Raw genomic sequence first — 25,891 nt, 5'->3', positions numbered from 1 at the left:
TGATGTTAAATTCCTATTAAATCAAACAGGAATCTGCTAAAAATATGAATTTATAGCGTATTTTATTCAAAAAATGTTAAAAAATGATTAATCCATTATCAGTGTAACTTTACAATTTGATTATGAAATAATTAGTAATATTGAGATTTTAAGGCATTAAACTTGCTTAAAGCTTTTATATGGATCAAAAAAAAGGTACTAAACCCCGTGTGGTTATTATAGGTGGCGGATTTGGTGGGTTGGAATTAGCCAAAAATCTTAAAAAAGCACCGGTAGACGTGCTTTTACTGGATAAGCATAATTATCACACTTTTCAGCCTTTATTGTACCAGGTGGCTGCGGGAGGTATTGCTGCTGATTCGATAGGTTTCCCTATTCGCCGGATATTTACAAGACAGAATAACTTCAGGTTTGCCCTGGCCGAAGTGGAGCGCGTAAATCCGGAAAATAATACATTGACTACCAATATTGGTACTATTTACTTTGATTACCTGATCATCGCAACGGGTTCAAACACCAACTTTTTTGGAAATAAGGAAATAGAGCATTTTGCTATGCCGATGAAAAATATCCCGGAAGCATTGAACCTGCGCAGCTTGATTCTGCAAAACCTGGAAATGTCGTTAATAGCCAAAGATCCCGAGGAGAAAGCTGCTTTAATGACATTTGTGGTGGTAGGAGGTGGCCCGACAGGTGTTGAACTTTCAGGTGCTTTGGCCGAAATGCGTCAGTTGATACTCATGAAAGATTATCATGGCCTGCGTAAACACAGCATGAAAGTTTACCTGGTTGAGGGCAAGCCCGAATTGCTGGCCGCGTTTTCGCCGGGCGCATCTGCAAAGGCCAAGAAGTTTTTGTTGGATATGGATGTAACCATTTTTAATAGTGTACACGTGCAAAGCTATAATGGTACAGAGCTTAAGATTGATGATGGTACCACCATACTCACCAAAAATGTATTATGGGCAGCAGGTGTAAAAGGGGAGGTGCCACAGGGAGTGCCTGAAACGTCTATCACCAAAGGCAATCGTATCCAAACAGATGGAATTGGTAGAGTGAATGGTTATGTTAATATTTTTGCGATAGGTGATGTATCAGCAGTAATTACTACGGATACACCAAACGGACATCCGGGCGTGGCACAGGTAGCTATACAGCAGGGGAGGCATCTGGCTAAAAATTTAACCCGTATTATTAATGGCAATGGAGAAACTACTGTACCGTTTAAGTATAATGATAAAGGGTCACTGGCTACTATTGGCCGGAATAAGGCCGTAGCTGATATCGGCAGCATTCACTTGCAGGGATTTATTGCCTGGGTAATATGGGGAGTGGTGCACATTATGTCATTGGCGGGCTTTACCAACAAGGGTACCATATTTTTTAGCTGGGCTATATCCTATTTTACCAAGAATAGCGACAACCGCTTGATCATCCGTTATTTTGATATTGAAACCCGGGCCATTGATCCAGAGCCTAAGTAAATCAATACCAAAATAAAACAAATGCCGGAAAGCTTATAAACTTTCCAGCATTTGCTTTAATACAGCCTGTGCAGCCCAAACGCGGTTGCCGGCTTCGTGTACCACTACGGAGTTTGGTCCGTCCAATATTTCATCCGAAAGCTCCAGATTACGGCGTACGGGTAAGCAGTGCATTACCTTAGCATCATTGGTGATCTTTAACTTTTCGTTGGTCAGCATCCATTCCTCGTGCTTACCCAGGATGTTGCCATAAGGCTCATAAGCCGACCAGTTTTTGACATAGATAAAATCCGCTCCTTTTAATGCTTCGTCCTGGTCATAAGCAATGTTTGCGCCCTGGGTAAAGTCGGTACAAAGTTCATAGCCTTTGGGCTGTACGATGGTAAAATCAACATCAGCTTTGCACATCCACTCAGCGAATGAATTAGGTACGGCCTGTGGTAGTGGCTTGATATGCGGTGCCCAGGTTAATACCACTTTTGGGCGCGCCGTAGTTTTTAATTCTTCGATAGTGATGAGGTCGGCCAGGCTTTGTAACGGGTGACGCGTGGCCGACTCCAGACTTACCACCGGTACTTTACAAAACTGTACGAACTTGTTGAATATCATTTCACTATAATCCTCTTCGCGGTTCCTTAAACCAGGGAACGAACGTACACCGATAATGTCTGCATACTGCCCCATAACGCCCGCGGCTTCGCGGATATGCTCTACCGTGCTGCCATCCATGATCACGCCGTCACGAAGCTCTAAAGCCCATCCTTCCTTATCGATATTAAGCACCATCACATTCATGCCCAGGTTAAGAGCTGCCTTCTGCGTGCTCATGCGGGTACGCAAACTTGGATTGAGGAATACCAGTGCCAGGGTTTTGTTTTTACCCAGATCCTGGTTGGCATACGGATCTTGTTTTAGCTGCAAAGCTTGCTTTACAAGTGCATTGATATCGGTAACATCATTTACAGAAGAGAATAGTTTCATTAGCCCGGATATTTAATAGCGAATTATTGGTTTAAAACATTTACAAAAGCCTCTAAAAATCTGTCGGCGTGTGCTTTGGTCAAATTTAAAGCAGGTAATAACCGTACTACGTTTGGTTTAGCTTCACCTGTGAAGATGTGGTGCTTGAACAGCAAATCCTTGCGTGCGTTTGATAGCTCCTCAGGTAATTCGATACCGATCATCAGGCCCCTGCCACGTACTTCTTTAACCTGCTCCAGTTTCTTAAGTTCCTTGATCAGGTATTCGCCAATGGTTGAAGCGTTTTGTAACAGGTTATCCTCTTCTATTACTTCCAGTACGGCTAAACCTGCGGCACACGCCAGGTGATTTCCGCCAAAAGTGGTGCCCAGCATACCATAAGCCGGTTGTATTTTTGGTGAAATAATGATACCACCCACAGGGAAGCCATTACCCATACCTTTAGCCATGCTATAGATATCGGCATTTACACCGGCAAAATCCTGTGAGAAAAATTTACCTGTACGCCCGTAACCACATTGAACCGAATCGGCAATGAAAACAGCGTTATGCTGATCGCACAATGAACGGATCTTTTGCAGAAAACTTTCGGGTGCTACCTGTATGCCGCCAACACCTTGTATGCCTTCAATAATAACAGATGATATTTCATTTCCATGACCGGCAAAGGCTTGTTCTAATGCAGCTTCATCCGCCCATGGTAAAAATATTACGTTATCTGTTTCATTAATTGGGGCTACGATCTTAGGATTGTCGGTAACGGCGACCGCCAAAGAGGTACGACCATGGAACGCTTTGGTAAAAGCGATCACTTTTTTCTTGCCATTATAAAACGAAGCCAGTTTTAAAGCGTTCTCGTTGGCTTCGGCACCGGAATTACACATAAACAATTGGTAATCATCCTTGCCGGATACTTTACCTAATTTAGCTGCTAATTCTTTTTGGATAGGGATTTCGATAGAGTTAGAGTAAAAACCCAGTTGGTGTAACTGATCCTCCAAACGTTTTACATAATGCGGATGGGTATGACCGATAGATATTACGGCATGACCGCCATACATATCCAGATATTCAGTACCATGATTATCATAAACCAGGCTGCCCTGGCCTTTTACTATATTGATTGGGTTAACAGGATATACGTCGAATAAATTCATTTTTGAAAAAGATAATAGATTAAAAACTTAAATTAAACAGTGCTGTAATTGTGGCGAAAGCTTAAAAAGCGGTCGCCTTAAGTCGTAGCCCTGCGCGCTCATCTAAGCCAAATAACAAATTCATGTTTTGCACTGCCTGGCCCGAGGCGCCTTTAAGTAAATTATCCAGTATGCTGATGATTAATAGTTTACCCTCGTGTTTGCTCACTTGAATAAAGCACTTGTTGGTATTTACAATCTGTTTCAGATCGATGTTTTTATTGGTTACATGGGTAAAGGGATGGCCTTCATAATAGCTTTTATACAATTCCAACGCTTTTTCCTCACTCAGATCGCTATCAGTATAAATAGAGGCTATAATACCACGGGTAAAATCGCCACGATAAGGTATAAAGTTGATGGCTTTGTTAAAATCGCCCTGTAATTGCTTTAACGATTGACCGATCTCATTTAAATGCTGATGGTTAAATGCCTTATAAACAGACAGGTTATCATTACGCCAGGTAAAGTGCGATGTAGGCGCCAAACTCTGACCGGCACCGGTTGAGCCGGTTGTGGCTGCTACGTGTACCTCGCTATTTAATAAACCTTTTGAGGCCAGGGGTAACAAGCCTAATTGTAAACAGGTAGCAAAGCAACCTGGATTAGCAATGTTATCGGCGGTTTTTATGGCTTCACGGTTTAATTCCGGTAATCCATACACAAAGCTTTTATTTTTGAATTTTGAGCTTTGAGTCAATCTAAAATCCTGACTCAGGTCGATTATTTTGATGTGATCAGGAATAACGGTTGATTCCAAAAACTTCTTAGCATCACCATGGCCAACACACAGGAAAAGCACATCTATAGCAAACGACAATTCGCCGGTGAAACGCAGGTTGGTATCGCCAAAAAGGTCGGTATGAACTTCATGAACATAGTTACCTGCGTTGCTATTGCTATTTACAAAAGCTATCTCTACATCGGGGTGGTTGATGAGTATACGCAGCATTTCGCCACCTGTATATCCCGCACCGCCGATAATGCCCGCGCGTACCTTATTTGATGTTGATCCTGTCATTGTTGGTTGATGGATAAGAGTATAAAATAAATTCCAGATCGCTCCGGTCGTTATTACTGATAAAATGCTTTTGACCGGGTAATATCTCTATTCCCTGTTCTGGTTTTAATTCGGTAACGTTACCATCTATATTGAAAGTAGCCCGCCCTTTTAAAATAAAGAATACCTGTGTAGCTTTTTCGTGGTAATGCAATTGCTCGGCAGTATCCGGTGGCATTAATTCCTGCTTAACAGACAATGCTTCGGTGTCAATAAAAGTCCAGCCGTGGCAATCATCACCCCAATTATAATGCTCAAGGCATTCGCCCTTAGAGAAAGCCCCCCGACCCCCTAAAGGGGAAGTTTGATCAACTGTTTTATTTTGAGTACTGTCCATTTATATTTTGTTAAGCATTATTTGCTCCCCCTTCAGGGGGCTGGGGGGCATTAACTTTATGATAGATCATAACCTGGTTGCCGAATATTTTCGAGAATCCTTTAACATCCTCGCCAGACCATGAATTATTCATTTCGCCATAGCTGCCAAATTTGTTTGACATCAGATCGTGATCTGACTCGATACCTACTACCTGGAAGCGATACGGGTGCAATTGTACAAATACCTTGCCGCTTACGTTTTGCTGGGTATCTGTTAAAAATGCCTCCATGTTACGCATGATAGGATCGTGGAACTGTCCTTCGTGTAGCCAGTTACCATAGAAAGCAGACAACTGATCTTTCCAGGTCAGCTGCCACTTGGTCAACACATGCTTCTCTAAAGTATGGTGCGCTTTGATGATCACCATTGGAGCGGCGGCTTCAAAACCTACGCGACCTTTAATACCGATAATGGTATCACCTACGTGAATGTCTCTGCCAATACCATAGGGCTGGGCAATAGCTTGTAAAGCCTGGATAGCTTTTGTTGGGTGATCATATCTTTCCTTGTCGATGCCAATCAACTCACCTTTTTCAAAAACAAGTTCCAGGTTTTTTACTTCCGATTCGGTAACCTGGGTAGGCCAGGCCTCTTCAGGTAATCCTAAATTAGAGGTAAGGGTTTCTTTACCACCTACCGATGTTCCCCAGATGCCTTTGTTGATAGAATATTTGGCTTTTTCAAAGTTCATATCAACACCATGTTTTTTCAGGTATTCAATCTCTTCCTCGCGGCTGAGTTTCAAATCGCGGATAGGGGTGATGATCTGTACTTCGGGAACCAGGATGTTGAAGATCATGTCAAAACGTACCTGATCGTTACCGGCACCAGTACTGCCATGCGCTACAAATTCGGCACCTATTTCTTTGGCGTAGTTAGCAATAGCAGTTGCCTGGCTTACACGCTCGGCACTTACCGAAAGGGGATAAGTGTTATTTTTTAAAACATTACCATAAATCAAAAAGCGAACACAGGTATTGTAAAAGTTTTTGGTTTCATCAACCACATGGTGCGAGGTAACCCCCATTTTGTAGGCACGTTCTTCTACTCCTTTTAATTCCTCGTTGCTAAAGCCACCGGTATTTACAATAACGGAGTGAACTTCGTAACCAAGATCCTGTGTTAAATATATGCAGCAAAATGAGGTGTCTAATCCGCCGCTATACGCTAATACTACTTTTTTCTTCATCGTTTTTTGAGCTTAAAGCTAAAAGCGGAAGGCTTAAAGCTTTTTCTTTTCAATTTATGTGTATTTGTTATTATAAATTCATTTTGCTTTAGGTATTTCACCCTTCGCCTTTTACCTTAATCGTTATCGTGATGGATCCTTTTCTTAATGGCATTTTCAATACGCTCAAGCAAGGTAGCCTTGTGGGTGATCCTTTTCATTTTCTCCTCATCCTGTTTTTGTTTTTCGGCAGGATCAAACAGCATAGCGGTGCACATGCAGTTTTTACGCTCTTTGCTCATCAAAATATCGTAATTGACACAACTTTTGCAGCCTGCCCAAAAGTTCTCGTCCTGGGTAAGTTCAGAGTAGGTAACCGGTTCATAGCCTAATTCGGAGTTAATCTTCATTACGGCCAAACCTGTGGTTAAACCGAATATTTTAGCTTCCGGGTATTTAGTTCTGGAAAGCTGGAAAATGCGGTGTTTAATAGCTTTGGCTAATCCTGCTTTACGGAATTGTGGATTAACAATAAGCCCCGAATTAGCCACAAAATCGCCGTGGCTCCAGGTTTCAATATAGCAAAAACCTGCCCAGGTGCCATCCTTATGCAGGGCTATAACTGCTTTGCCTTCCAGCATTTTATTAGCAACATATTCGGGCGAGCGTTGGGCTATACCAGTGCCCCTGGCTTTGGCCGATTCGGCCATTTCAACACATATTTGAGGCGCATAATCTACATGTTGTGCAGTAGCAACCTGAATATCAAAATCTTGTATGGTCATTAAAATAGATATTACCGTTAAATTAATTGGCTTTTTAAGCCTTAATAATTAGATGGTTTTTAAAAGAATAAGTTTAAATACTTTATTCTTTAGCGGTGGTTTTGTTACAGGGAATTAATTCAAACCCGTGGCATATAGGGCCTTCGTCGGGGAGGGCAGCATAAAAAAACAGTTGAAACCAAAGCAGCGGCAGCCGGAGCAAATGTTGCTCTTATTGCGGGCTTATTTAAGCTTTGTAGATTCATTTTTTTGTGGTATTACTGTGTTTTTAATTTGGGTGCAAATTATTGCATAAAATTTTACTTATGCAAGAAAAAAATGATTTAATAACGTTAAGATTATATTCGGTTTTTTGAGGTGGCGGTTTCAGCCTTTAAAGACCAATGATTCGATGGCATACCCACCAACTTTTTAAACCTCAGATTTTAACATTTTTTTGATCAAAAACAGGGCGAAAAACCTCAAAAATCTTTGAAAAAATATAGAAGCTAACACTTTTAACAAATTTTTAGACACTTTTCGCGGCTTTTTAAAACTTTAAAAAGTTTTAAAAAATTAGTCTAATATTTAGGTCGACTTTCTTTTAACTCAACGGCCCGGTTCTCCTTATTGGAGAACCGGGCCGTTGGCAGGTACAAGAATGCGTTGGTTTTCGCTCAGAAGAAGGGGAGCAGATAGTTTTGACGGCTCCTATCATTTACTTTTTCTCTTCAAACTTATCCAACACAAATCTTAACTTCTTATTGGAGTCATCTACTCTTTCGGCAGTTAGGGTAACTTTTCCGTCTTTACCTTCAATGGTGAGGATGTAGTCTTTTTCGCCGTTTCCATCTTCATCACTGATGGTGGTTTTGATCACTGATTTGCCCTCCTTAAATGGTGTTTTCCAGTCACAGGTGTTTGATTTGATAGTCCCGGTAAGCGTTTGTTTCCCGTTTTCGATATTAACGGAAATGTTTTTGTCGATTATTTCAATAACCGTTTGCTCATCGACAGCCCTCTCCAGGTTGTTACTGCCATCCAGATGTTCGGTTTTTGAGGTTACCAGATTTAATTTCTTGTCGCATTGTGCCAGGCAAGCGGCACTGCCCGCTAATAGCAACAGCAGGGCGATAATGGTTGATTTCATGGTTTTTGCTTTATTTAATTTGAAACTTAAATAAAGATAGGTGTTTTAAATAGTATTATGCAATACATAGTACTATTTTATGAAAATAAAATTCTTAATTATTTGATAATGAATAAGTAAATTATTTAATTGAAGTGTATAGTTAAAAAATAAACGCCTGATTAACGCTTAGCCACGATATCATTGATGATCATATCGGCGTGGATACGCGAATTTTCGATAAACCATAGATGAGTATCTAAGCCGCCGCAAACTACACCGGCAAGATACAGGCCCGGCAGGTTGGTTTCCATAGTTTCGGAGTTGTACCGCGGAATGAATTTATCATCAGACAATACAATCCCCAGTTTCCGGAGGAAATCAAAATTGGGTTTATAGCCCGTCATGGCCATTACATAATCATTGGGAACGGTTACCAGTCCGTCGGGTGTCTGGATATCTACTTCGTGCTGGCGAATGGCCTGAAGGTTGGAATTAAAATATGCCTTGATGCTGCCTTCCTTAATGCGGTTAATGATATCGGGCCGTACCCAGTATTTTACCCGGCTGCTTACTTCGCTGCCACGGATCACCAGGGTAACTTCGGCGCCTTTACGATAGGTTTCGAGCGCTACATCAATAGCCGAGTTGCTGGAACCTACCACCACCACTTTTTGCAGGGTGTAGAAATGCGGATCCTGGTAATAGTGTTTTACCTTGGGCAAATCTTCGCCCGGGATATCCAGGTTAACTGCGATATCATAAAAACCGGTGGATAGGATTACCCTTTTTGCCTGATAGGTAGCTTTGCTGGTGGTTATGGTATAAGAGCCGTTGTGTAGGGTAACATTGGTTACTTCCTCAAATAGGTTAATGGGCAGGTGATTGGAAAGCGCTACGCGGCGATAATACTCCAAAGCATCGGCGCGGGTTGGTTTGTTGTGCACGGTTACAAAAGGTACCCCACCGATCTCCAGTTTTTCTGAGGTAGAAAAGAAGGTCATGGTTGATGGATAGTTGTACAATGAGTTAACCAGGCAGCCTTTTTCGACAATAACAAAACTTAAACCGGCTTTTTGAGCAGCCAAACCGCAAGCCAAACCAATGGGGCCGCCACCTATAATGAGTATATCGAGCATGTTGCGAAGATAGGCAGTTTGAGGTTTTGCAGGAAGTAATATCGAATAATGAATTTTGAATGACGGATATCGAAGTAATTATACCAGCGTGCTGCGGTGATAACCCCCATCAATTAGCGCCCTGCTGCCTTATCCTCGTAAAGTGTCATCACGGTGCTTGTGGCCATGGCTACCACCTTGTCTTCTTCGTTTTTTACTTCACATTTATAATGGGTTATGGTTTTACCGCTTTGTAAAGGTGTAGCGGTTGCCCTTAATTTCGATTTCCATACAGGCCGGTAAAAGTTTATTTTTAACTCTATGGTGGTAAAGGACTGACCTTCTTTCATCAGGGTGGAGTGCGCTGTGCCGATGGCAGCATCGGTCAGTTCGCAGATCAATCCGCCGTGGACTGTGCCTTGCTGGTTGCCATGGATCAAGGTATCGGCGTCAATCTCAACGGTGGCGGTTCCATGATCTACAGCTGCTATACGGATAGCTAATGTTTGCGATATGGCTGTGGGGTACCTCACAATAGTTTCCATATCGGGGGTAAGGGTACCAGCTAACAGGTGTTTTAAGTATTCTAAAACTGGAATCTTAGGCATGATGTAATTTTGTATTGGTGAGCAAAACTAATTACAATACGGCTCAATTAAAATATACGGTTTGTCAGGATTTGGCCATAATAGATAGGGGGAGAATAATGAATAATGAATAATGAATGTTAAATGTTGAAGGGGAAATCATTATTCTGTTTAGCTAAACGTAAAAGATCTCTCCTGACGCCTCGTTCGGGATGACAGTTGATTATAATACAATAGTTAAATCCCTTTTGTCATGCTGAACGGAGTGAAGTATCTATATTACAACTAACATAGTGAAGAAGATCCTTCGTTCCTCAGGATGACAATTGATTTTAGAAAGAAGTGGGGATGGTTCGACATTAGGTATTGGATGCTCTATATTTATCGAACCGGGAATATATGGAGGTTTTTCCAAAAATTAGGGCACAAAAAAGGGTAAGCTACTTTTATCGCGCCGCTCAACTCTCTACCCTTGCTGTGTTCCCACCCTGGGGGAGTTCAAGAGGAGCTGGCCGTAAAAGACTTACCCCGGCGCAAATATAGAAAAAGGTTTGTTTATGGTTAATAAATTGTTAAAAAAGATAACTGATTATCGTTTAGGTAATTATCCCCCAATGTGCCACTAATTGATCCCGACAGCGGCTAAGCCGCCAGAGGTTTTTTGCGAAAAGGGATCGTTTTATGCACTTTATACCGATCATTTTTGTTGTCGATTTCCTTTTCCAGTATAGTTAAACAATCAGCTAAAAAGGTATCCAGATATTCCATTTCCTGAAAATAGGGCCATAATTTGTTAAATGAAGCTACCGGTATATTCCGGGCTATGGTAAGATGAGGGGTGATTCTCCTGGTTTTCATTCTTAAAGCACCTTTAACCTGGTTAAACCAGTCCTCGGTTATTTTATCCAAATCTACTTTGGCGTATATGGTTCGGAAATGGGGACCGTGCTTAAAAAAGTCAAATCCATTAATTTTAAGCTTATGCTGTGGTATGGTTCGCACCTTAAAGCCCACCATTTCATAGAAAGGAGTGAGGAGCAAGGGTTTTAATGTAAGCTGATGAACCTCGTCCCTAAAAGATTCGATGGTGATGTGTGCCCGCGCGTACATCCCCGGAAACTTCCCGATGCGTTTAACACATTCCTGTTTAAATAAGCCAACTTTTTTATCCACGTGCTCTGGAGGGGAAATAACGGTAAGATAATCTCTGTTGTTCATGACTATGTGTTTAAAAAAGGTTTATCTGATCTATTTGGTTATCGGCTGCTGCCTGTCGGCTCATAATAGCTTCGGCGGTATTGGCTGCGGCTTTTTTGTTTTTAAATTCAAAAATTTTAAACGGCCGCCATTGTGGCTCATGGGCAAATGTTTCGCGTTTAAGCATAACCAGCTCATTTACCCAAAAAGGTTCCACCAGCTTTTTATGACGGAAATTTGGCCATAAGCGTTCAAAATCGGACCCGGCAACGTCGCGGACTACTGTTATGTGGGGTACGATAGCTTTGCGGATGCTCAGCTTTCTTTTAAGCTGGGTTAGCCATTCGTCAACAGCAGGGGTGATCCTGATGTGGGCGTAAATGGTCATGCGGTTATGCAGATGCTGGAAAACCTTAAAACCATCTACATGCAATAAAGCGGGCGGCAGCTCATTCAGGCTTTTCTCCATCCGGATTAAATTGGTTTCGGCCATAAAGGGCTTTTGCCTCTCCAGGTGGTGAACCGAAATGTGTGCCGGTGAATCCATGCTTTTATAATTGCCAATTAATTTAGCGGAGGCTTTTTTATAGCGGGCAATTTCGTGCTTTATAGCCTCTGGAGGCGAAAGCAGGAATAAATAGTCTTCATACATGTACATGGCAGCTGGTTTTGATGAAACAAAAATGCTAATATTTTTAGTAAAATACTAAATTTATTTTCATATTTGTGCATGGATGTTAAGCGGCATATTGTACATATCGACCTTGATTCCTTCTTTGTATCCGTAGAGCGCAAGTTTGACCCCAGCCTGATAGGTAAGGCGGTGATCATTGGCGGCTCGGTGGACAGGGGAGTGGTATCCTCATGCAGCTATGAAGCGCGGGCTTATGGTGTACACTCGGCCATGCCTACCCGGCAGGCGGTAAAGCTTTGTCCGCATGCTATTGTGCTTCATGGCAGCCATGGTCGCTATTCAGAAGCCTCACGCGAGGTTACCCAGATCATCCATGACTCGGTACCGCTTTATCAAAAAACATCTGTTGATGAGTTCTACATCGATTTAACGGGTATGGAGCGTTTTCATGATTGTTACCAGATTGCCAGCAACCTGCGCCAAAAAGTGATCCGCGAAACCGGTTTGCCTATTTCTTTTGGAATGGCATCGGGTAAAACCGTAGCCAAAATGGCCACCAACCAGGCCAAACCCAACGGACAGCTATATATAAAGCATGGCGAAGAGCTGGCATTTTTGGCACCACTGCCTATCGGTAAAATACCGGGCCTGGGCGAAAGCACTTGTCAAAAAATGTATCAATATGGTATTGAAAAGATCGGCGACCTGCAGCGTACCAATATCCGTTTTCTGGAGGCTGTTTTTGGTAAGGCTGGAAAATATTTATGGGAAAAGGCCCATGGGATTGATCATAGTGAGATCGTTCCGCATAGCGACCGTAAATCGATATCAACAGAACATACCTTCGGCAACAATGTGAACGATCCGCGTACGTTGGAAAATATTCTGGTATCTATGACCGAGGAGTTATCCGGCAAATTGCGCCGGGAAAATAAGCTATCCTCCTGCATGGCCATCAAGATCCGCTATGCCAATTTCGAAACCCACACACAGCAGCAAAAGATACCGCTTACTGCTGCCGAGCATATCCTGATCCCAGGCGTTAAAAACCTACTCAAAAAAGCCTGGAACCAACATCGCCCCGTGAGGTTGATAGGCGTGAGACTAAGCGACCTGTGTACCGGGAGTTACCAGATCAATTTATTTGAGGACAACGAAGAGCAGATCAGACTTTACCAGGCTATGGACAAGATTAATTTTAAGTTTGGCGATAAAACCGTTTGCCGCGCCGCCGGCATGGAAATAGGCACACGTAATTTTAACCCATTTATGAGAGGGTGATAATGAGAACCAAGATATTAGAGTCAAGAACCAAGAAAATTATAACCTGCGATAGCTTTAGAGGCATTTATGCACATCAACAATAAATGTTTTTTGCCTTGATTCTTGACTCTAATATCTTGATTCTTGATCAGGACTCGTGACTTTGAGCTCCCTTTCGGCCATAAAGGCAAAAGAATCGCGGTAGTCAACAGATAGCTTATCGCCTTTGAATTTAAAGTGGTATGGAGTCCCGGTGCCAATGCCTTTAATGGTTAACTGGTTGTTGCCCGTATACTCAAACCAGCGGGAGGGTTGATCTGTAATTGCACTTGATGTATGCACTTCTGCTTTGGGTGAGCTTTGAACGGTTTTTTCTTCCCTGAGCCAGGCTTGTCTTTTTTTTCCGCAGCAATTCATGTTGTTATTGGTTTTTATCGGTTAATTTAAACAGGAGGCACGCTGCGCCCGAGAGCGCCAGCCAAACGATGATACCTTGCAACCATTGGTTACTCAGTAGTACAGCAAAAGGGATGGCCACCCACATGCTGAGGCAATAAAAGCAGTCGAGCAGGTCTCCGAAGAAACCCTGCCCGAAAAGCTTTCTGAATTTGATCACGATATCAAATGGCCCATCTTCCTGCGAAAACAGGTGCGAGATGCGCCAAATGGCCAGCGTGCAAATTATAAAACCGGTGACGTTAACATCTGTCATGGATTAAGGCGCTCCATCATAATTTGTGAATAAGCATTGTATGGCCCCGAATTACCTGTATTATAACCATTGGTGACCCTTTGACTAGCAGTTAAACCAAAGGAATATATGGTAAAGTATTCTCCGGTTTTGATCCAGCCATCGCCAACGGGCCGTGGTTGTATCTGTGCGCTCACCAGGCCGGGATTACTGTAATCGTCTTGTGTACCTTTGTAACCAGGGCAGGCATCATGAACATTTGATGGATTTGATCCTCCTGGAAATGTATGTGAGCCGATAATGGTAAAATCGCCCTCGATATTGGCATTCAGATCAAGCTCTGTTCCCGGGCATCTTCCCATGGTTAAGCTGTAAGTATCCACAAAGCCATACGGATCATTGGCTTCAAATGAAAATACCATAGGTGTTTTTAGCTGTGCGTCGGTAAGGCGATACAATCCGCAGCCACCGCTTACAATAGTATTGTCATTCAATATGGCGCCAGTCATCTGGAATTGCAGACCTTTATTATGGATATACAGCGCGATCAGGTCGGTAGCGTTGGTTACGTGAGCGCCAGCGGCATCATAGCCATCTACCCGTACATAAAATGTACCAGGTGTGGTTATACCCGCTATCACATCATAAAGTGCGGTATTGAGCTGCATGTACCTGTCGAAATTGGAAAACTCCCAGTCAACGCCATCTACAAATATTTGCCGCTGGATGTTCATATAAGCCGGAACCGCGCCATTTAAAGTTCCGCCCACAGCTGGATAAAACGGACCTACATCGTCGCCGATATAATTGGGCTGGTTACGTTTGGAGAATTTTGGATGCTTATAATTCTGACTTACATAAGTCCATCCCGATGTTCCGGCGCGGTTAACACGGATAGTGTACCATCTGATTTTGTTATCAATGGCGCTTTTGGTAGCATCATACATACAACCCCGCATATCGATAGTGCCGTTCCAGGCGGCGCACTCTACATGAAAGCCAGCAAGGGAACTATTAACCGATATTACCCCGTTTGATTCCAGGTAATTGGAATCCCCATAACGGCGCAGTGAAGCTGTGGATGTGGAAGCCAGAGTATTCTGGTTACCACCAATGAAAACATTACCTAAGCTGCCGATGAGGTTGCCATTAAAGCAGGCCGATGAAACATGTACCGTTGATTCCGGTAAACACAGGTCTATCCTGCGCAGGTTTTGAATATTGTAGTAAGGTGCGCTTTCATACAATACCTGGTATGGCGAATAGCCTGTTACTTTTACGATAATATCTGGGTACAATACCGTGTTGATATCTTCGCCCGGGCCTACGTCCGATGCATCTTCCAAACCTGGGAAGGTCATATCAAAACTAAAGCGGAAGATATAATTCCCGTTCATGTCGGTAATGGTATCGCCAAGTAAACGTCTGTCGCCGGTCCCGGTATAGGCACCACCGAGCAGTTCGGAACCGGTACGGTCATACTCCTCAAAGGTGAGGGTTAAATTGGAACCCGGGCCGCTTAGGCAATACCTGTACAAGCCACCGATATTTTTAGCCAGTGAAATGTTTTCTGCCGACTGTGCCAATATTTGTTTGGAAGCTACAGCAGGAGTAGAAGAGACCAACTGAAAATTACTGGCCGCGAATGCAGAAACGCTTTCGTCTGCTGCTTTTAGATTCCTTTTTGTTTCCACAGGAGCACTCCTGGTATACTGTAACGCGGTATTAGCTTGTGTGGCTTCGTTGGTTAGGTCAAAAACTATCGGTTTAAAGTATGGCGCCGGATCGGGTGGATTAACCGGGCCGGGTATACGCTCAGGATAATACTTATTGATATAATCCTTGAGCAGCGGGTTCTTTAATGCCTGTAACAGTCCCGGATAGGTATCGATCACATATGGGAACCTGCGGCAAGGATTAAAGATGCATGAGCCGCTGTAAAGTGTTACATTACCGTAAACAATAAAATCGTTGATGTTTACCGGGGCTGAACAGGTGAGCACCAGGTCGTCAAAATCGGTATCGTTACCCGCATCGTTCGATTGAATATCAAAAACATAGTTACTCCCTACCTGGTGCGGAAAGGTGAGTTTGGTTTCTGATGCCTGGAACCCTGTACCCGGATCGTTTTGAATAATAATAGACCATTGGCTCCCGGTTACAAAAACAGAGGTACCTGGTGTGCCCGGATGAGTGCCATTGGCTGATGTAGCGCCTTGTACCACAAAACGCTGTGGAAAAGCGGCCCCTTTTGATTTTACGGTAACTGTCCAGTTACCTTGCATTGCAATTATCATAGCTATTGGTTTTAATTGAGCTTACTCTTGGTTCGGATTTTCGGCTTACTCCACTGCTTATTACTAATTGGTACTGAAGCGACAGGGATGCTGTTAGGGCCGGCATTCGCTTGCGGTTGTATTATTATTCATAAAATGTTAATACACTTAGGCTGATGTAAAATTAGGTGCACGCTACAAGAATCAGGTTAGTATTTATACGTAATATGGCGAGTAGTTTTACCCGAAATACGTGCGGTATCAACGTCAAAGAAGTGAGGTGTTCTCGTCTTTTTTACCATTGGTCAAAGGGTAAATACCATTTGTCAAACTGATTTTATTACGTAGTTGGAGAGGGCTTTCTTTGAATAAAAAAGAAACAAGATGGAAACCACACAACGTCAAACCTACCTGGATTGGTTAAGGATTTTATCCATTGCCGGGGTATTATTCTTTCATTCGGCTATGCCCTTTGTTAGTGAAGATGGCTGGCATATCAAAAACGCGGAAACCAGTAACCTACTCATGGAGTCGAACCATTTTTTACACCTTTTTCGTATGCCGCTGCTCTTTTTTATATCAGGTACGGTGAGTTACTATATGATGCAGCGGCGGTCGACCTTAAGTTTTATTGGTTTACGTTTTCGCAGGTTGTTTATTCCGCTGCTGGTAGGCATATTTATCATTGTTCCACCGCAGATCTACATGGAACGCTTGGCGCATGGTTATAAAGGCAGTTTTTGGGATTGGTACCCGAGTGTATTTAATTTTGTACCCTATCCAAAGGGCGGTAGTTTCAGCTGGCATCACCTGTGGTTTATTGCCTACCTGTTTATTTATGACCTCATATTTGCTCCTGTATTTGCCTGGATGATATCGCCTAAAAGCGATGTATTTAAACAAAAGCTTGCCGTGTTGGCCAAAGGTAAATGGGCATACCTGTTAATGCTGCCTGGTATAATCTGGTTTACTTTTACCAGTTGGGACTATCCCGAAACAAACGATCTGATACATGATGGCAGTTATTTTGTTTATTGGTTGTTTTTTCTGCTGGCTGGCTTTGTTTGCAAATTACAACCTAAACTAATGGACAGTTTGGAGCGTAACCGCCGGTTTGCTTTAACCATAGGTTTTTTAACCCTGGTGATGTGGGAGGTTATGAGGTGGAATAAAATAGAACCGCAGCATGAAGAAAACTGGCCATTTCATCATATACTGTTTTCTTATGCTTTTACCGCGCTAAGGCCTATAATAGCATGGGGTTGGGTTTTGGCATTAGTTGGTTATGGTAAACATTATTTTAACCGCAGCCATAAGGTGTTAAATTACTTAAACCAGGCTGTATATCCATTTTACATACTACACCAAACAGTAATTGTTCTGATTGTTTATTATATTGTACAGCTACGAAATGAAAGTATCTTGTCCAAATATATTTATACTGTAGGCATCACCTTTTTTGTAAGTGTGTTAATTTATCATTTACTGATAAGGCCCTTTGCTTTAATGCGGTTCCTGTTTGGCATGAAACCCAAGGATAAACCCAAACCTGTAACAGAGGTGCCTATAGGGGAAATAAGATCAGCCGCAACAATTTCTGCCTGAAATTTATAACTTAACGATATGAAATTTTTCCGGAAATATATTTTCCCTGCGTTGTATGGTTTGCTCATATATTTTACGATCAGGGCGCTGAATGATATTGTGATTGACATTGAGTTCTGGAAACGTTCATGGGCTCTGAATTCACTTGAGATAAGCCTGAGCATATTAGTGGGATATTTGGGGATTGCTCTTTTTGAATGGTTGTTTCGTTATTTTGATAAAAAAGGAAGTGTTCAGTTAAGTTATAAAAGTTTGGTACGGGAACTGCTCATTTTTGTACTGGCTAATCTGATATTGATAAACTTGATATTTACCCCTATGGCTGCTTTTACTGATGACGGCCTTTCATGGGCAGATGCGGTAGATATCAACTTAATCCCCACGCTATATGCCATAATTTATTACGGAATAACGCGTACTAACACCTGGTTAAGGGCCTATGTAAATAATCAAATGCAATTGGAAAAACTAACCAATGATCACCTGGAAACCGAGCTGAAGTTTCTGAAAGCGCAGTATCATCCTCATTTTTTATTCAATGCCCTGAACACCATTTACTTTCAGATGGATGAGGATGTTGCCGGAGCTAAAAAAAGTACGGAGCTGCTATCGAGCTTGCTGCGGTACCAGCTTTACGATCAGCAACAACTGGTACCCATAAAACAAGAGTTGGAATACCTGCAAAACTACATCGAACTACAGAAGATAAGGGCAAGCCAAAAAATGCGTTTGAGCGTGTTTTTTGACGAAGAGCTTGCCGATCAGCTGGTATACCCTTTACTTTTGCTGCCGCTGGTAGAGAACGCTTTTAAATATATTGGTGGTGATTATAAAATTGATATTTCGGCTACTACCATTGAAAAAGGAATGCTATTTAAAGTATATAATGATGTACCTGCAACCATGAAGATAGCGGATAACTATAGTGGCATCGGGCACGAAAATTTAAAACGCCGGTTGGAGCTCCTTTATCCAAACAAACACCGGTTGATAGCCGGTGGTAAGGCCGGTAGTTATATTGCACAATTAGAATTAGAATTTTAGAACATGAGCCAGATCAGTTGTATTATTACCGATGATGAACCTTTTGCGCGGAAAGGTTTAGAAGGTTATGTGAAAAAAGCAGGCTTTTTTGACCTGAAAGCCCAATGCGAGGATGCCATGGAACTGGGGGCTGTACTGGCTCAGCAACCGGTGGATCTTTTATTTCTGGATATACAAATGCCGCACCTGACTGGTGTAGACTTTATCAAATCGTTACCCGACCCACCTAAAGTGATCTTCACTACGGCTTTTAAAGAGTACGCTACCGATGGCTTTGACCTGGACGTACTTGATTATTTGCTGAAACCTATACCATTTGAACGCTTTATGAAAGCTGCTTACAAGGCAAAGGATTATTTTGAATTGCGCAACAGCAATATCAAAAAAGCTGATTACCTGTTTGTAAAAAGCGAGGGTAAACTGGAGAAGGTGATATTTAACGATATATTGTATATCAAAGGGTTGGAGAACTATGTAGAGATCCATTTCCCCGGCCGGAGGATCATTACCCATAGCACACTAAAAGCATTGATGGAAAAACTACCTCAACAGGTGTTCTTACAAACACATAAATCGTTTATTGTATCCACCCCAAAAATTACGGCTATTGAGGGTAATATGTTGCATATCAACCAGCATCAGGTGCCTATAAGCAGGCAATTGCGGGAGCAGGTGATGTTCTCGCTGGTTAACCAACGATAAGGCTATAACTCCTTCTTCATGAGCAGGTCGGTTTGCTTGTCGCTGCCTAACATAAAAGGGTGACTGCCAAATACTTTAAAGCCGTGTTTTTCATAAAAGCTTAAAGCTTTTTGATTGTGCTCCCAAACGCCCAGCCAAACGTATTGTAAGTATTTATCCTTTGCCATCTGAAAAGCGAAATTCAATAATTCGTGGCCTATCTTTTTGCCATGGTATTCGGCTAAAACATAAATGCGTTCTACTTCAAGAGCCTTGCCGTCTTGCAGTTCTGTTTGTGCGGCATCCAGGTTTATTTTGATATATCCGGCAATGTTTCCGTTAAGCAAGGCAAAATAAAAGAGCGAACCCGGATTGTTCAATTCGGCCTTTACCCGTTTTGGTGTAAATGCATTCGAAGCATAAGCCTGCATATTCTCCGGCGTATTCAGATGCGCAAAAGAATCAAAAAAGGTCTTTCTGCTGAGTGCCAGTAGGGTATCAGCATCAGCTATGGTAGCTTTTTGTATAATGATATTATGGTCTGTCATCAAATTCAATAAGAGTCTTAATCAAATTGCTCCTTCAAACGCACCAGCCGATCAATCATTAGGTTAAGCTTCTCTTCTTCATTTTTAAACATGCGCGGTTTTAAATAAAACGTGGTAAATAAAAACCAGATAATTATGGAACCGTAAGTGATGAGTTTAAAAAGGAGGGAGGAGGTTGATAGTACTTCGGCGAAGTAGAGTGCGAGGCCGGCGCTGATGAGCAGTATGTAAATGTAATAGAACCAGCCGATGATTTTTGTTCTTGTTTTTTGGTAGGCTTTAAGGCTGTCAAGGTACTCCGAGGGATTTTGAGTAGCATCGCGCTTGCTCAAAATATGATAGTGCCTTACTACGAGCGACAGGTACATCAACATAGTGACCAGCACTATCAGAATACCCACGGTGGTAATCCACGATTTAAAGGCCAGGAAAAAGGTAACAATAAATGCAAACGCTGCTATAGCCACCATGGCCACAATGGTCCAGTATAACTTGGTAGTTATGCTTCGGATCCCCTTCTTTACCTGTTTCAGCACATCATCCACTGAAAGTTGATCTGGTTTTGGCTGTCCCTGCCAAACCGACATCAGATGATCAAAGTCTTTCATACTGGTTAAATAATTCTGTTAATTTTTGTTTTATACGATAAATCTTCACTCTCAGGTTTCCCTCTGATATACCCGAAATATCCGCTATTTCGGGGTATGGCACTTCATCAAGCACCATGGTTATTATAATTCTTTCCGACTCCTCCAGCTTTGAAATACACTTGTACAGCAAAGCTACCTGCTCGTTTTTATCCGATAGTTCTTCCCTTTTTGTTTCGGCTATTTGAGGGGTTAACTCGTCTTTAGCCTGTCTTTTTTCTGATCGTAAATAGGTTAAACAAGTGTTTACAGCAATGCGGTATATCCAGGTTGAAATCATGGCCTGGTTGCGAAACTTCTCTAAATTTTGCCAAACTTTTAAAAATGTTTCCTGTAGCAGGTCATTCGCGGCATCATCATCGCCGGTGTAACCATAGCATAAATGGAATATCTTTTTAGAATTAGCTTCATATATTTGCTTGAATGCTGCTTCTTTGTTGGCCACGCGTTAATAGATTTTTATTGTTAGATTAATGTAAAGGCTATATGTTACAACTGATAATCATTCTTTTTAAACCAAACCAGTTTTTTTTCGGCATCATCAAGCAGGGTGTTATAACTGTCCAGGTAATCAAACTGCAGATCTTCGTGTAGTTTTCCAATCAATCCGCGTATCTTTTCTACCTGCCGGGTTAATATCAGTCTGATAGGTTTGTAGGTGGTACGCCTATCGGCATATTCCAGGTAGTTCACACAAAAGTTCAGGAGCAATTCTATCTCTACTTCTTTTGAACCTGCAAACTTGGTGTACTTGCTCAGCAATCTCAAAATTTTACGCATACCCTTTGCCGCATGATAGCTCAGTGCTGATAGCTGACTGAACATAAAACCTGCTTCGCCTTTTACTTTTTCAACAAAAGCTGCCTCATCATAGGCCTCAAATAATAAGTAAGCCAGCAACTCTTTATTTTCCTTTTTATAACGTGCCAAACGGAGCAAAAGCTCCGATAGCTGCTCCTGCGAAAGGTGCTGAGTCTCTTTTTTTATATGCTGTAAACCGTATGTGGTAATACTCATAATAATTTATTATCAAGTAGTTAGTATCAAGTATCAAGATTTATATAAGTAATCGTAAAAGGAGCTTTATTCCTGTCTTGATACTTGATACTAACTACTTGATACTTTTAAAATTATTAATTTTTGTAGTTTAGCGCCCTGCAATTTGTTATATGCCAAAAAATAACCTGACTCTCTACATCTTTATCGCCCTTGTTTTAGGTGTAATAACCGGCTACATTTATAATGTAAGCGTAATTAATGCCATCAATGTAAAAATTAATACGGCCGATGTTAATATTAAAACTATTAACACCAAATTGGCTTTATTAAATGACACTACTGCTGCCGAGCACATAGCCTTGAGGGCGCAAAAAGTACAACAAACAAAGATCAGTAAAGATAATAATTCTATTCGCGAGGATAAACTGGAAGGTTTTTCTATTTTAAGTGAGATATTTTTACGACTGATCAAAATGATCGTGGCCCCCCTTGTTTTTACTACGCTGGTAGTTGGTGTGGCCAAAGTAGGGGATATTAAAGCTGTTGGCCGTATAGGTGGTAAAACAATGCTTTGGTTCTTAAGTGCCACGCTGGTTTCCCTGTTGTTAGGCATGCTGCTGGTTAACCTGTTTCAGCCGGGTAAAGCTATGCACCTACCACTGCCTGATAGTCACTTAAGTACCGGTATCAAGAAAACAGCCCTGTCATTTATTGACTTTGTGGGTCACGTTTTCCCACGGAGTATTTTTGAGGCTATGGCCAATAACGAGATCTTGCAGATCGTGGTATTCGCTATGTTTTTTGGTGTGGCAACCGCTGCCATTGGCGAGCAGGGTAAAATCGTGATCAAAGCCATGGATGCTTTTGCACACGTGATCTTAAAAATCACAGGTTATGTAATGAAAGCTGCCCCACTGGCTGTTTTTGGAGCTATTACGGCTGTAATTGCCAAGCAGGGGCTGGGCGTGCTATCTACCTACGGTATTTTTATAAGCGAGTTCTATTTTTCATTGGTCATGCTTTGGCTAATCATTATTCTGGTTGGTTTTATCGTATTAAAGAAGCCGGTGTTTAAACTGATAGGACGCATAAAGGATGCTATGCTGATAGCTTTCAGTACATCAACCAGTGAGGCGGCTTATCCTAAAGTATTGCTTGAGCTGGAAAATTTTGGCTGCAGCAATAAAATTGTAAGTTTTGTATTGCCATTGGGCTATTCATTTAACCTGGATGGCTCCATGATGTATATGACCTTTGCTTCTTTATTCCTGGCGCAATCATATGATATTCATTTATCTTTCGGCCATCAATTATCGATGTTGCTGGTGCTTATGCTTACCAGCAAGGGTGTGGCTGGTGTCCCCAGAGCGTCGCTGGTAGTAATTGCCGCCACATTATCTATGTTCAATATACCTGAGGCTGGCTTATTTTTATTAATCGGTATTGATCCTTTACTGGATATGGGCCGCTCAGCAACCAACGTTTTAGGCAATGCCATGGCAGCTGCAGTAGTAAGTAAATGGGAGGGAGAGCTTGATAATTAGTGAATTATTGATTTAGTGAATTAGTGATTTTAAGTGGTTTTTTAATTATTGATTGATTAAATAATAATGGAAGATAATAGCAAAGCAGCCTTTGCGGAGATATTCAGACAGCGAACTAAAAAGTTTGTTGTAGATAATATTAAATTTTTTAGAACTTTGCCGCCGACGGAGGAGGCTAAAATCATAGGCAGGCAATTGTTAAGATCATCTTCATCCGTTGGAGCTAACTATCGGGCTGCCTGTAGAGCACGATCACAAGCTGAGTTTCATGCTAAACTTTCTATTGTTGTAGAGGAAGCAGATGAAGCTTTGTTTTGGATGGAGGTTCTGATAGATGCAGGAGTAGTAGTAGCATCAAGTTTATCGGCATTGGCAGATGAAGCAAGCCAAATTCTTAAAATAGCTTCCGCATCAAGAAAAACAGTATCAAAAAATAACGATGTTAAATAATTCACTAACTCGCTAATTCACTAACTCACTAATTAATCCCATGTCCGATCGTTCCAAGAAAATATTTTTTGCGTGTACTATTATAGTACCTTTTATAGTGTATTGTGTTTATTACTATGGTATGATGATCAAGAATGCGCCATACCGCTTCTCTGATTTTGATTCCATGACAATACAATTCGGTCCTGTTGATAGCCTGATCAATAAATATGATTCCAAAACAGGTGATTATCAATATGTAAATAAGCAAGACTCTTTGGTAAAAATGCATTTGCGTTTAACCAGCGATGATCTACTTTATCTGCACCACAAGGCTGCCGACCTGGGTTTCTGGGATTTTCCGGTAAAAGAACTGGCCGATAGTACCAAGGGCAAAAACAAATCGATACGCTACATTATCGAGTTTAAGTATAAGAAGAAAAGTAAGCGCGTAGTATACGATAGTGGCTTTGTAGGTGACGTTAGGTTGATTGATGCCAATAAAACCCTGATCAAGGAAATAGAGCAGAGTTTATATACTGCCGAAGAAAGATTGAAGAAATAAAATAGATGGTATTGTTTATTTAATAATCAATCCCTATATTTGCACCTCGAATTTTAAAACAATAATTAACAAACATGTACGCAATAGTAAGTATAGCCGGACAGCAATTCAAAGTTGCAAAAGACCAGCAGATCTTTGTACACAGATTACAAGGGGATGAGGGCGCTAGTATTGAATTTGACAGTGTATTGTTAGCAGAAAACGAAGGTAAATTCAAATTAGGTTCTGATTTGAAAGGTGCTAAAGTATCGGCTAAGATCGTGTCTCATTTAAAAGGTGATAAAGTAATTATCTTCAAAAAGAAAAGAAGAAAAGGTTACAAAAAGAAAAACGGTCACCGTCAGCAATTTACCAAGATCGAGATCACTGGTATTACATTATAATTAAAGTTTAAACCTGGAGTTGTTTATCAATTCCATAAAAATATTAAGAAATGGCACACAAAAAAGGGGCCGGTAGTTCCAGAAACGGCCGTGAGTCGCATAGCAAACGCTTAGGTATCAAAATATTCGGTGGTCAGCCAGCAATTGCAGGTAACATCATCGTACGTCAGCGTGGTACCCAACACAATCCTGGTGTTAACGTAGGTATTGGTAAAGATCATACTCTATTTGCTTTAGCTGATGGACACGTAGTGTTCAGAAAAAAAGCTGATAACCGTTCATACGTTTCTGTAGTTCCGGTTGAAGCAGCACCGGTTGCTGAAGTTGCAGCTCCTGCACCAAAAGCAAAAGCAGAAAAGAAAGTAGTTGAAGCACCAGTAGCCGAAGTTGAAACTGCTGAAGCAGCACCAAAAGCAAAAAAAGCAGCAGCACCAAAAGCAAAAAAAGCTGATACAGAAGCAACTGAAGAAGCCGTAGCTGAGTAATTAGCTAAGCTAACAGATATAGAAAATCCCTGATCAACTTGATCAGGGATTTTTTTATGCATTATGAACTTACATAGGTTTGACATCGTTGCAGGCCAAATCTTTTACTTTTATCACTAAGCATTTTTAAATGAAGAATAAGAAGGGTTTCGAAATCCCGGCAGTACCTGCGGTGTTATTATCTATTATAAGTGTTCAGGGCGGTGCGGCAATTGCAAAGGGTATCTTCCCAGTATTAGGCGCTGCTTCAACTTCCGCGTTGAGAATTTTTTTTTCTGCCATTATCCTGTTTATTTTTAATCGCCCTAATTTAAAAAGTCTGTCCAATACACAATGGAAAGCGGTCGCCGGGTATGGGTTAACATTAGGAGCGATGAATCTTGTTTTTTACATGGCTATTGCGCGCATACCTCTTGCGCTGGGTGTTGCCTTGGAGTTTATTGGGCCCCTGGTACTTGCCATGACCGGTTCTAAAAGAGTTATAGATTTTTTATGGATAATTCTGGCAGCAGCCGGAATAGCTCTGATAGCACCATGGAGCAATAATGGATTAGATGTTATCGGCGTGCTCCTGGCCTTGTTAGCCGGTGCATTGTGGGCTGGTTACATTGTTTTGGGCGGACGAATCTCCAAAATAACGGATGGTGGCAAAGCCGTAAGTATCGGTATGCTCTTCGCTTCTGCGGTGGTATTACCGGTGGCAATAGGGAATGGGTTATTAATTCATTTCAGACCTGGTATGCTGTTGTCTGGCTTTCTGTTAGCCTTACTCTCAAGTGCGATACCTTTTACATTGGAGATGAGTGCATTGCGAAGAATTCCTGCAAAAACATTCAGCATCCTAATGAGCCTGGAGCCTGCAGTCGCGGCGCTTTCGGGTCTTGTTTTTCTTCATGAATATCTTTCTTTGAATGAATGGATAGCTGTAGCACTGATCGTTATAGCAAGCGCGGGCGCTACCATGAAAGCAAAAAATCCTGTGCCGGAATCCTGATACAAAAAGGCCTGATCAATTTGATCAGGCCTTTTTCGTT

Annotated in this window: 29 protein-coding genes and 1 other RNA gene; 11 read left to right on the top strand and 19 right to left on the bottom strand. The window is 41.8% G+C overall.

Features of this window, described 5'->3' with window-relative positions; all coding sequences use genetic code 11:
• The first annotated feature begins 179 nt into the window (after positions 1-179).
• Positions 180-1,484, top strand: coding sequence for an NAD(P)/FAD-dependent oxidoreductase (locus tag FHW89_RS03875; protein ID WP_172333670.1), 1,305 nt, complete (start codon positions 180-182; stop codon positions 1,482-1,484).
• Between the two features lie 33 nt (positions 1,485-1,517).
• On the opposite strand, the gene FHW89_RS03870 is transcribed toward FHW89_RS03875, so the two are convergent.
• The 12 genes from FHW89_RS03870 to FHW89_RS03815 form a co-directional block, all read right to left on the bottom strand.
• Complete coding sequence (locus FHW89_RS03870) at positions 1,518-2,465, bottom strand: N-acetylornithine carbamoyltransferase (RefSeq protein WP_172333669.1); 948 nt, start codon at positions 2,463-2,465, stop codon at positions 1,518-1,520.
• Between the two features lie 23 nt (positions 2,466-2,488).
• Positions 2,489-3,622, bottom strand: coding sequence for an aspartate aminotransferase family protein (locus tag FHW89_RS03865; RefSeq protein WP_172333668.1), 1,134 nt, complete (start codon positions 3,620-3,622; stop codon positions 2,489-2,491).
• Between the two features lie 61 nt (positions 3,623-3,683).
• Positions 3,684-4,682: an N-acetyl-gamma-glutamyl-phosphate reductase gene (gene argC / locus FHW89_RS03860; RefSeq protein ID WP_172333667.1), complete on the bottom strand. Its 999-nt coding sequence runs from the start codon at positions 4,680-4,682 to the stop codon at positions 3,684-3,686.
• Entirely contained in the window at positions 4,660-5,058 is a 399-nt protein-coding gene (locus FHW89_RS03855; RefSeq protein WP_172333666.1) for a cupin domain-containing protein, read from the bottom strand. Before FHW89_RS03855 ends, argC begins: the two co-directional genes overlap by 23 nt.
• A 10-nt stretch (positions 5,059-5,068) precedes the next feature.
• Positions 5,069-6,289, bottom strand: a complete 1,221-nt coding sequence (argG, locus tag FHW89_RS03850; protein ID WP_172333665.1) for an argininosuccinate synthase — start codon at positions 6,287-6,289, stop codon at positions 5,069-5,071.
• A gap of 116 nt (positions 6,290-6,405) precedes the next feature.
• Positions 6,406-7,053 (bottom strand): GNAT family N-acetyltransferase, encoded by a 648-nt coding sequence (locus FHW89_RS03845; protein WP_172333664.1) that lies wholly within the window; start codon positions 7,051-7,053, stop codon positions 6,406-6,408.
• Between the two features lie 697 nt (positions 7,054-7,750).
• Positions 7,751-8,182, bottom strand: a complete 432-nt coding sequence (locus tag FHW89_RS03840) for a hypothetical protein (protein WP_172333663.1) — start codon at positions 8,180-8,182, stop codon at positions 7,751-7,753.
• Between the two features lie 161 nt (positions 8,183-8,343).
• Positions 8,344-9,300, bottom strand: coding sequence for a YpdA family putative bacillithiol disulfide reductase (locus tag FHW89_RS03835; RefSeq protein ID WP_172333662.1), 957 nt, complete (start codon positions 9,298-9,300; stop codon positions 8,344-8,346).
• 113 nt (positions 9,301-9,413) lie between these two features.
• On the bottom strand, positions 9,414-9,887 hold the full coding sequence (locus FHW89_RS03830) for a PaaI family thioesterase (protein WP_172333661.1): 474 nt from the start codon (positions 9,885-9,887) through the stop codon (positions 9,414-9,416).
• A 409-nt stretch (positions 9,888-10,296) separates the two neighbouring features.
• An RNA gene (gene ffs / locus FHW89_RS03825) (signal recognition particle sRNA small type) lies at positions 10,297-10,395 on the bottom strand.
• Positions 10,396-10,508: 113 nt separating this feature from the next.
• The gene (locus FHW89_RS03820; RefSeq protein WP_172333660.1) at positions 10,509-11,084 is read right to left on the bottom strand and encodes a 2'-5' RNA ligase family protein; all 576 of its coding nucleotides are present in this window, start codon (positions 11,082-11,084) and stop codon (positions 10,509-10,511) included.
• Positions 11,085-11,094: 10 nt separating this feature from the next.
• A complete protein-coding gene (locus FHW89_RS03815) occupies positions 11,095-11,721 on the bottom strand; it encodes a 2'-5' RNA ligase family protein (RefSeq protein ID WP_172333659.1) in 627 nt (208 codons plus the stop codon).
• A 72-nt stretch (positions 11,722-11,793) separates the two neighbouring features.
• Here FHW89_RS03815 and dinB point away from each other — a divergent pair, with 72 nt between their 5' ends.
• Positions 11,794-12,978: a DNA polymerase IV gene (gene dinB, locus FHW89_RS03810; RefSeq protein ID WP_172333658.1), complete on the top strand. Its 1,185-nt coding sequence runs from the start codon at positions 11,794-11,796 to the stop codon at positions 12,976-12,978.
• Between the two features lie 111 nt (positions 12,979-13,089).
• Here the strand turns inward: dinB and FHW89_RS03805 are convergent, their stop codons facing one another.
• Genes FHW89_RS03805 through FHW89_RS03795 form a run of 3 tightly spaced genes read right to left on the bottom strand, consistent with a single transcriptional unit; the run spans position 13,090 to position 15,948 of the window.
• Positions 13,090-13,377: a hypothetical protein gene (locus FHW89_RS03805; protein WP_172333657.1), complete on the bottom strand. Its 288-nt coding sequence runs from the start codon at positions 13,375-13,377 to the stop codon at positions 13,090-13,092.
• Positions 13,378-13,381: 4 nt separating this feature from the next.
• Positions 13,382-13,672, bottom strand: a complete 291-nt coding sequence (locus tag FHW89_RS03800; RefSeq protein WP_172333656.1) for a DUF1360 domain-containing protein — start codon at positions 13,670-13,672, stop codon at positions 13,382-13,384.
• The gene (locus FHW89_RS03795; protein ID WP_172333655.1) at positions 13,669-15,948 is read right to left on the bottom strand and encodes a hypothetical protein; all 2,280 of its coding nucleotides are present in this window, start codon (positions 15,946-15,948) and stop codon (positions 13,669-13,671) included. The genes FHW89_RS03800 and FHW89_RS03795 overlap by 4 nt, the downstream gene beginning before the upstream one ends.
• A gap of 363 nt (positions 15,949-16,311) precedes the next feature.
• On the opposite strand from FHW89_RS03795, the gene FHW89_RS03790 reads away from it, so the two are divergent.
• From FHW89_RS03790 to FHW89_RS03780, 3 genes are read left to right on the top strand one after another with little or no spacing between them, the layout of a single operon-like run.
• Positions 16,312-17,532, top strand: coding sequence for an acyltransferase family protein (locus tag FHW89_RS03790; protein WP_172333654.1), 1,221 nt, complete (start codon positions 16,312-16,314; stop codon positions 17,530-17,532).
• An 18-nt stretch (positions 17,533-17,550) separates the two neighbouring features.
• Entirely contained in the window at positions 17,551-18,576 is a 1,026-nt protein-coding gene (locus tag FHW89_RS03785; protein ID WP_172333653.1) for a sensor histidine kinase, read from the top strand.
• Between the two features lie 3 nt (positions 18,577-18,579).
• Positions 18,580-19,278: a LytTR family DNA-binding domain-containing protein gene (locus FHW89_RS03780; protein ID WP_172333652.1), complete on the top strand. Its 699-nt coding sequence runs from the start codon at positions 18,580-18,582 to the stop codon at positions 19,276-19,278.
• A gap of 2 nt (positions 19,279-19,280) precedes the next feature.
• On the opposite strand, the gene FHW89_RS03775 is transcribed toward FHW89_RS03780, so the two are convergent.
• The 4 genes from FHW89_RS03775 to FHW89_RS03760 are packed head-to-tail and all read right to left on the bottom strand — an operon-like array spanning position 19,281 to position 21,469.
• Positions 19,281-19,805, bottom strand: a complete 525-nt coding sequence (locus FHW89_RS03775) for a GNAT family N-acetyltransferase (protein ID WP_172333651.1) — start codon at positions 19,803-19,805, stop codon at positions 19,281-19,283.
• Between the two features lie 17 nt (positions 19,806-19,822).
• Positions 19,823-20,413 (bottom strand): hypothetical protein, encoded by a 591-nt coding sequence (locus FHW89_RS03770; protein ID WP_076373348.1) that lies wholly within the window; start codon positions 20,411-20,413, stop codon positions 19,823-19,825.
• The gene (locus tag FHW89_RS03765; protein WP_166086900.1) at positions 20,400-20,897 is read right to left on the bottom strand and encodes an RNA polymerase sigma factor; all 498 of its coding nucleotides are present in this window, start codon (positions 20,895-20,897) and stop codon (positions 20,400-20,402) included. The genes FHW89_RS03770 and FHW89_RS03765 overlap by 14 nt, the downstream gene beginning before the upstream one ends.
• Before the next feature lie 44 nt (positions 20,898-20,941).
• Complete coding sequence (locus tag FHW89_RS03760) at positions 20,942-21,469, bottom strand: hypothetical protein (protein ID WP_216650462.1); 528 nt, start codon at positions 21,467-21,469, stop codon at positions 20,942-20,944.
• Positions 21,470-21,621: 152 nt separating this feature from the next.
• On the opposite strand from FHW89_RS03760, the gene FHW89_RS03755 reads away from it, so the two are divergent.
• The 6 genes from FHW89_RS03755 to FHW89_RS03730 all read left to right on the top strand — a co-directional run bounded on the left by FHW89_RS03755 (position 21,622) and on the right by FHW89_RS03730 (position 25,851).
• On the top strand, positions 21,622-22,995 hold the full coding sequence (locus FHW89_RS03755) for a dicarboxylate/amino acid:cation symporter (protein WP_172333650.1): 1,374 nt from the start codon (positions 21,622-21,624) through the stop codon (positions 22,993-22,995).
• Between the two features lie 66 nt (positions 22,996-23,061).
• The gene (locus tag FHW89_RS03750; protein WP_172333649.1) at positions 23,062-23,445 is read left to right on the top strand and encodes a four helix bundle protein; all 384 of its coding nucleotides are present in this window, start codon (positions 23,062-23,064) and stop codon (positions 23,443-23,445) included.
• 40 nt (positions 23,446-23,485) lie between these two features.
• Entirely contained in the window at positions 23,486-23,989 is a 504-nt protein-coding gene (locus FHW89_RS03745) for a hypothetical protein (RefSeq protein WP_172333648.1), read from the top strand.
• Positions 23,990-24,063: 74 nt separating this feature from the next.
• Entirely contained in the window at positions 24,064-24,372 is a 309-nt protein-coding gene (gene rplU / locus FHW89_RS03740) for a 50S ribosomal protein L21 (protein WP_090467954.1), read from the top strand.
• 50 nt (positions 24,373-24,422) lie between these two features.
• On the top strand, positions 24,423-24,857 hold the full coding sequence (gene rpmA / locus FHW89_RS03735; protein ID WP_172333647.1) for a 50S ribosomal protein L27: 435 nt from the start codon (positions 24,423-24,425) through the stop codon (positions 24,855-24,857).
• A 130-nt stretch (positions 24,858-24,987) separates the two neighbouring features.
• On the top strand, positions 24,988-25,851 hold the full coding sequence (locus FHW89_RS03730) for a DMT family transporter (RefSeq protein ID WP_172333646.1): 864 nt from the start codon (positions 24,988-24,990) through the stop codon (positions 25,849-25,851).
• The last annotated feature ends 40 nt before the right edge of the window (positions 25,852-25,891 follow it).

Source organism: Mucilaginibacter sp. SG564 (genome assembly GCF_013149275.1).
Classification (GTDB): domain Bacteria; phylum Bacteroidota; class Bacteroidia; order Sphingobacteriales; family Sphingobacteriaceae; genus Mucilaginibacter.
Note: the sequence above shows the minus strand (reverse complement) of the source record. Positions and strands in the feature narration are given on the sequence as shown.

What these genes read in the sequence shown, in the direction of transcription:
- FHW89_RS03760 (WP_216650462.1), bottom strand. Translation starts at nt 21,469, where the DNA reads ATGAGTATTACCACATACGGTTTACAGCATATAAAAAAAGAGACTCAG.
- FHW89_RS03785 (WP_172333653.1), top strand. Translation starts at nt 17,551, where the DNA reads ATGAAATTTTTCCGGAAATATATTTTCCCTGCGTTGTATGGTTTGCTC.
- FHW89_RS03750 (WP_172333649.1), top strand. Translation starts at nt 23,062, where the DNA reads ATGGAAGATAATAGCAAAGCAGCCTTTGCGGAGATATTCAGACAGCGA.
- rpmA (WP_172333647.1), top strand. Translation starts at nt 24,423, where the DNA reads ATGGCACACAAAAAAGGGGCCGGTAGTTCCAGAAACGGCCGTGAGTCG.
- FHW89_RS03840 (WP_172333663.1), bottom strand. Translation starts at nt 8,182, where the DNA reads ATGAAATCAACCATTATCGCCCTGCTGTTGCTATTAGCGGGCAGTGCC.
- FHW89_RS03865 (WP_172333668.1), bottom strand. Translation starts at nt 3,622, where the DNA reads ATGAATTTATTCGACGTATATCCTGTTAACCCAATCAATATAGTAAAA.
- FHW89_RS03805 (WP_172333657.1), bottom strand. Translation starts at nt 13,377, where the DNA reads ATGAATTGCTGCGGAAAAAAAAGACAAGCCTGGCTCAGGGAAGAAAAA.
- FHW89_RS03835 (WP_172333662.1), bottom strand. Translation starts at nt 9,300, where the DNA reads ATGCTCGATATACTCATTATAGGTGGCGGCCCCATTGGTTTGGCTTGC.
- FHW89_RS03830 (WP_172333661.1), bottom strand. Translation starts at nt 9,887, where the DNA reads ATGCCTAAGATTCCAGTTTTAGAATACTTAAAACACCTGTTAGCTGGT.
- FHW89_RS03855 (WP_172333666.1), bottom strand. Translation starts at nt 5,058, where the DNA reads ATGGACAGTACTCAAAATAAAACAGTTGATCAAACTTCCCCTTTAGGG.
- rplU (WP_090467954.1), top strand. Translation starts at nt 24,064, where the DNA reads ATGTACGCAATAGTAAGTATAGCCGGACAGCAATTCAAAGTTGCAAAA.
- FHW89_RS03845 (WP_172333664.1), bottom strand. Translation starts at nt 7,053, where the DNA reads ATGACCATACAAGATTTTGATATTCAGGTTGCTACTGCACAACATGTA.
- FHW89_RS03815 (WP_172333659.1), bottom strand. Translation starts at nt 11,721, where the DNA reads ATGTACATGTATGAAGACTATTTATTCCTGCTTTCGCCTCCAGAGGCT.
- FHW89_RS03755 (WP_172333650.1), top strand. Translation starts at nt 21,622, where the DNA reads ATGCCAAAAAATAACCTGACTCTCTACATCTTTATCGCCCTTGTTTTA.
- FHW89_RS03790 (WP_172333654.1), top strand. Translation starts at nt 16,312, where the DNA reads ATGGAAACCACACAACGTCAAACCTACCTGGATTGGTTAAGGATTTTA.
- FHW89_RS03775 (WP_172333651.1), bottom strand. Translation starts at nt 19,805, where the DNA reads ATGACAGACCATAATATCATTATACAAAAAGCTACCATAGCTGATGCT.
- FHW89_RS03800 (WP_172333656.1), bottom strand. Translation starts at nt 13,672, where the DNA reads ATGACAGATGTTAACGTCACCGGTTTTATAATTTGCACGCTGGCCATT.
- argC (WP_172333667.1), bottom strand. Translation starts at nt 4,682, where the DNA reads ATGACAGGATCAACATCAAATAAGGTACGCGCGGGCATTATCGGCGGT.
- FHW89_RS03795 (WP_172333655.1), bottom strand. Translation starts at nt 15,948, where the DNA reads ATGATAATTGCAATGCAAGGTAACTGGACAGTTACCGTAAAATCAAAA.
- FHW89_RS03770 (WP_076373348.1), bottom strand. Translation starts at nt 20,413, where the DNA reads ATGAAAGACTTTGATCATCTGATGTCGGTTTGGCAGGGACAGCCAAAA.
- FHW89_RS03820 (WP_172333660.1), bottom strand. Translation starts at nt 11,084, where the DNA reads ATGAACAACAGAGATTATCTTACCGTTATTTCCCCTCCAGAGCACGTG.
- FHW89_RS03780 (WP_172333652.1), top strand. Translation starts at nt 18,580, where the DNA reads ATGAGCCAGATCAGTTGTATTATTACCGATGATGAACCTTTTGCGCGG.
- FHW89_RS03745 (WP_172333648.1), top strand. Translation starts at nt 23,486, where the DNA reads ATGTCCGATCGTTCCAAGAAAATATTTTTTGCGTGTACTATTATAGTA.
- FHW89_RS03875 (WP_172333670.1), top strand. Translation starts at nt 180, where the DNA reads ATGGATCAAAAAAAAGGTACTAAACCCCGTGTGGTTATTATAGGTGGC.
- FHW89_RS03870 (WP_172333669.1), bottom strand. Translation starts at nt 2,465, where the DNA reads ATGAAACTATTCTCTTCTGTAAATGATGTTACCGATATCAATGCACTT.
- argG (WP_172333665.1), bottom strand. Translation starts at nt 6,289, where the DNA reads ATGAAGAAAAAAGTAGTATTAGCGTATAGCGGCGGATTAGACACCTCA.
- FHW89_RS03730 (WP_172333646.1), top strand. Translation starts at nt 24,988, where the DNA reads ATGAAGAATAAGAAGGGTTTCGAAATCCCGGCAGTACCTGCGGTGTTA.
- dinB (WP_172333658.1), top strand. Translation starts at nt 11,794, where the DNA reads ATGGATGTTAAGCGGCATATTGTACATATCGACCTTGATTCCTTCTTT.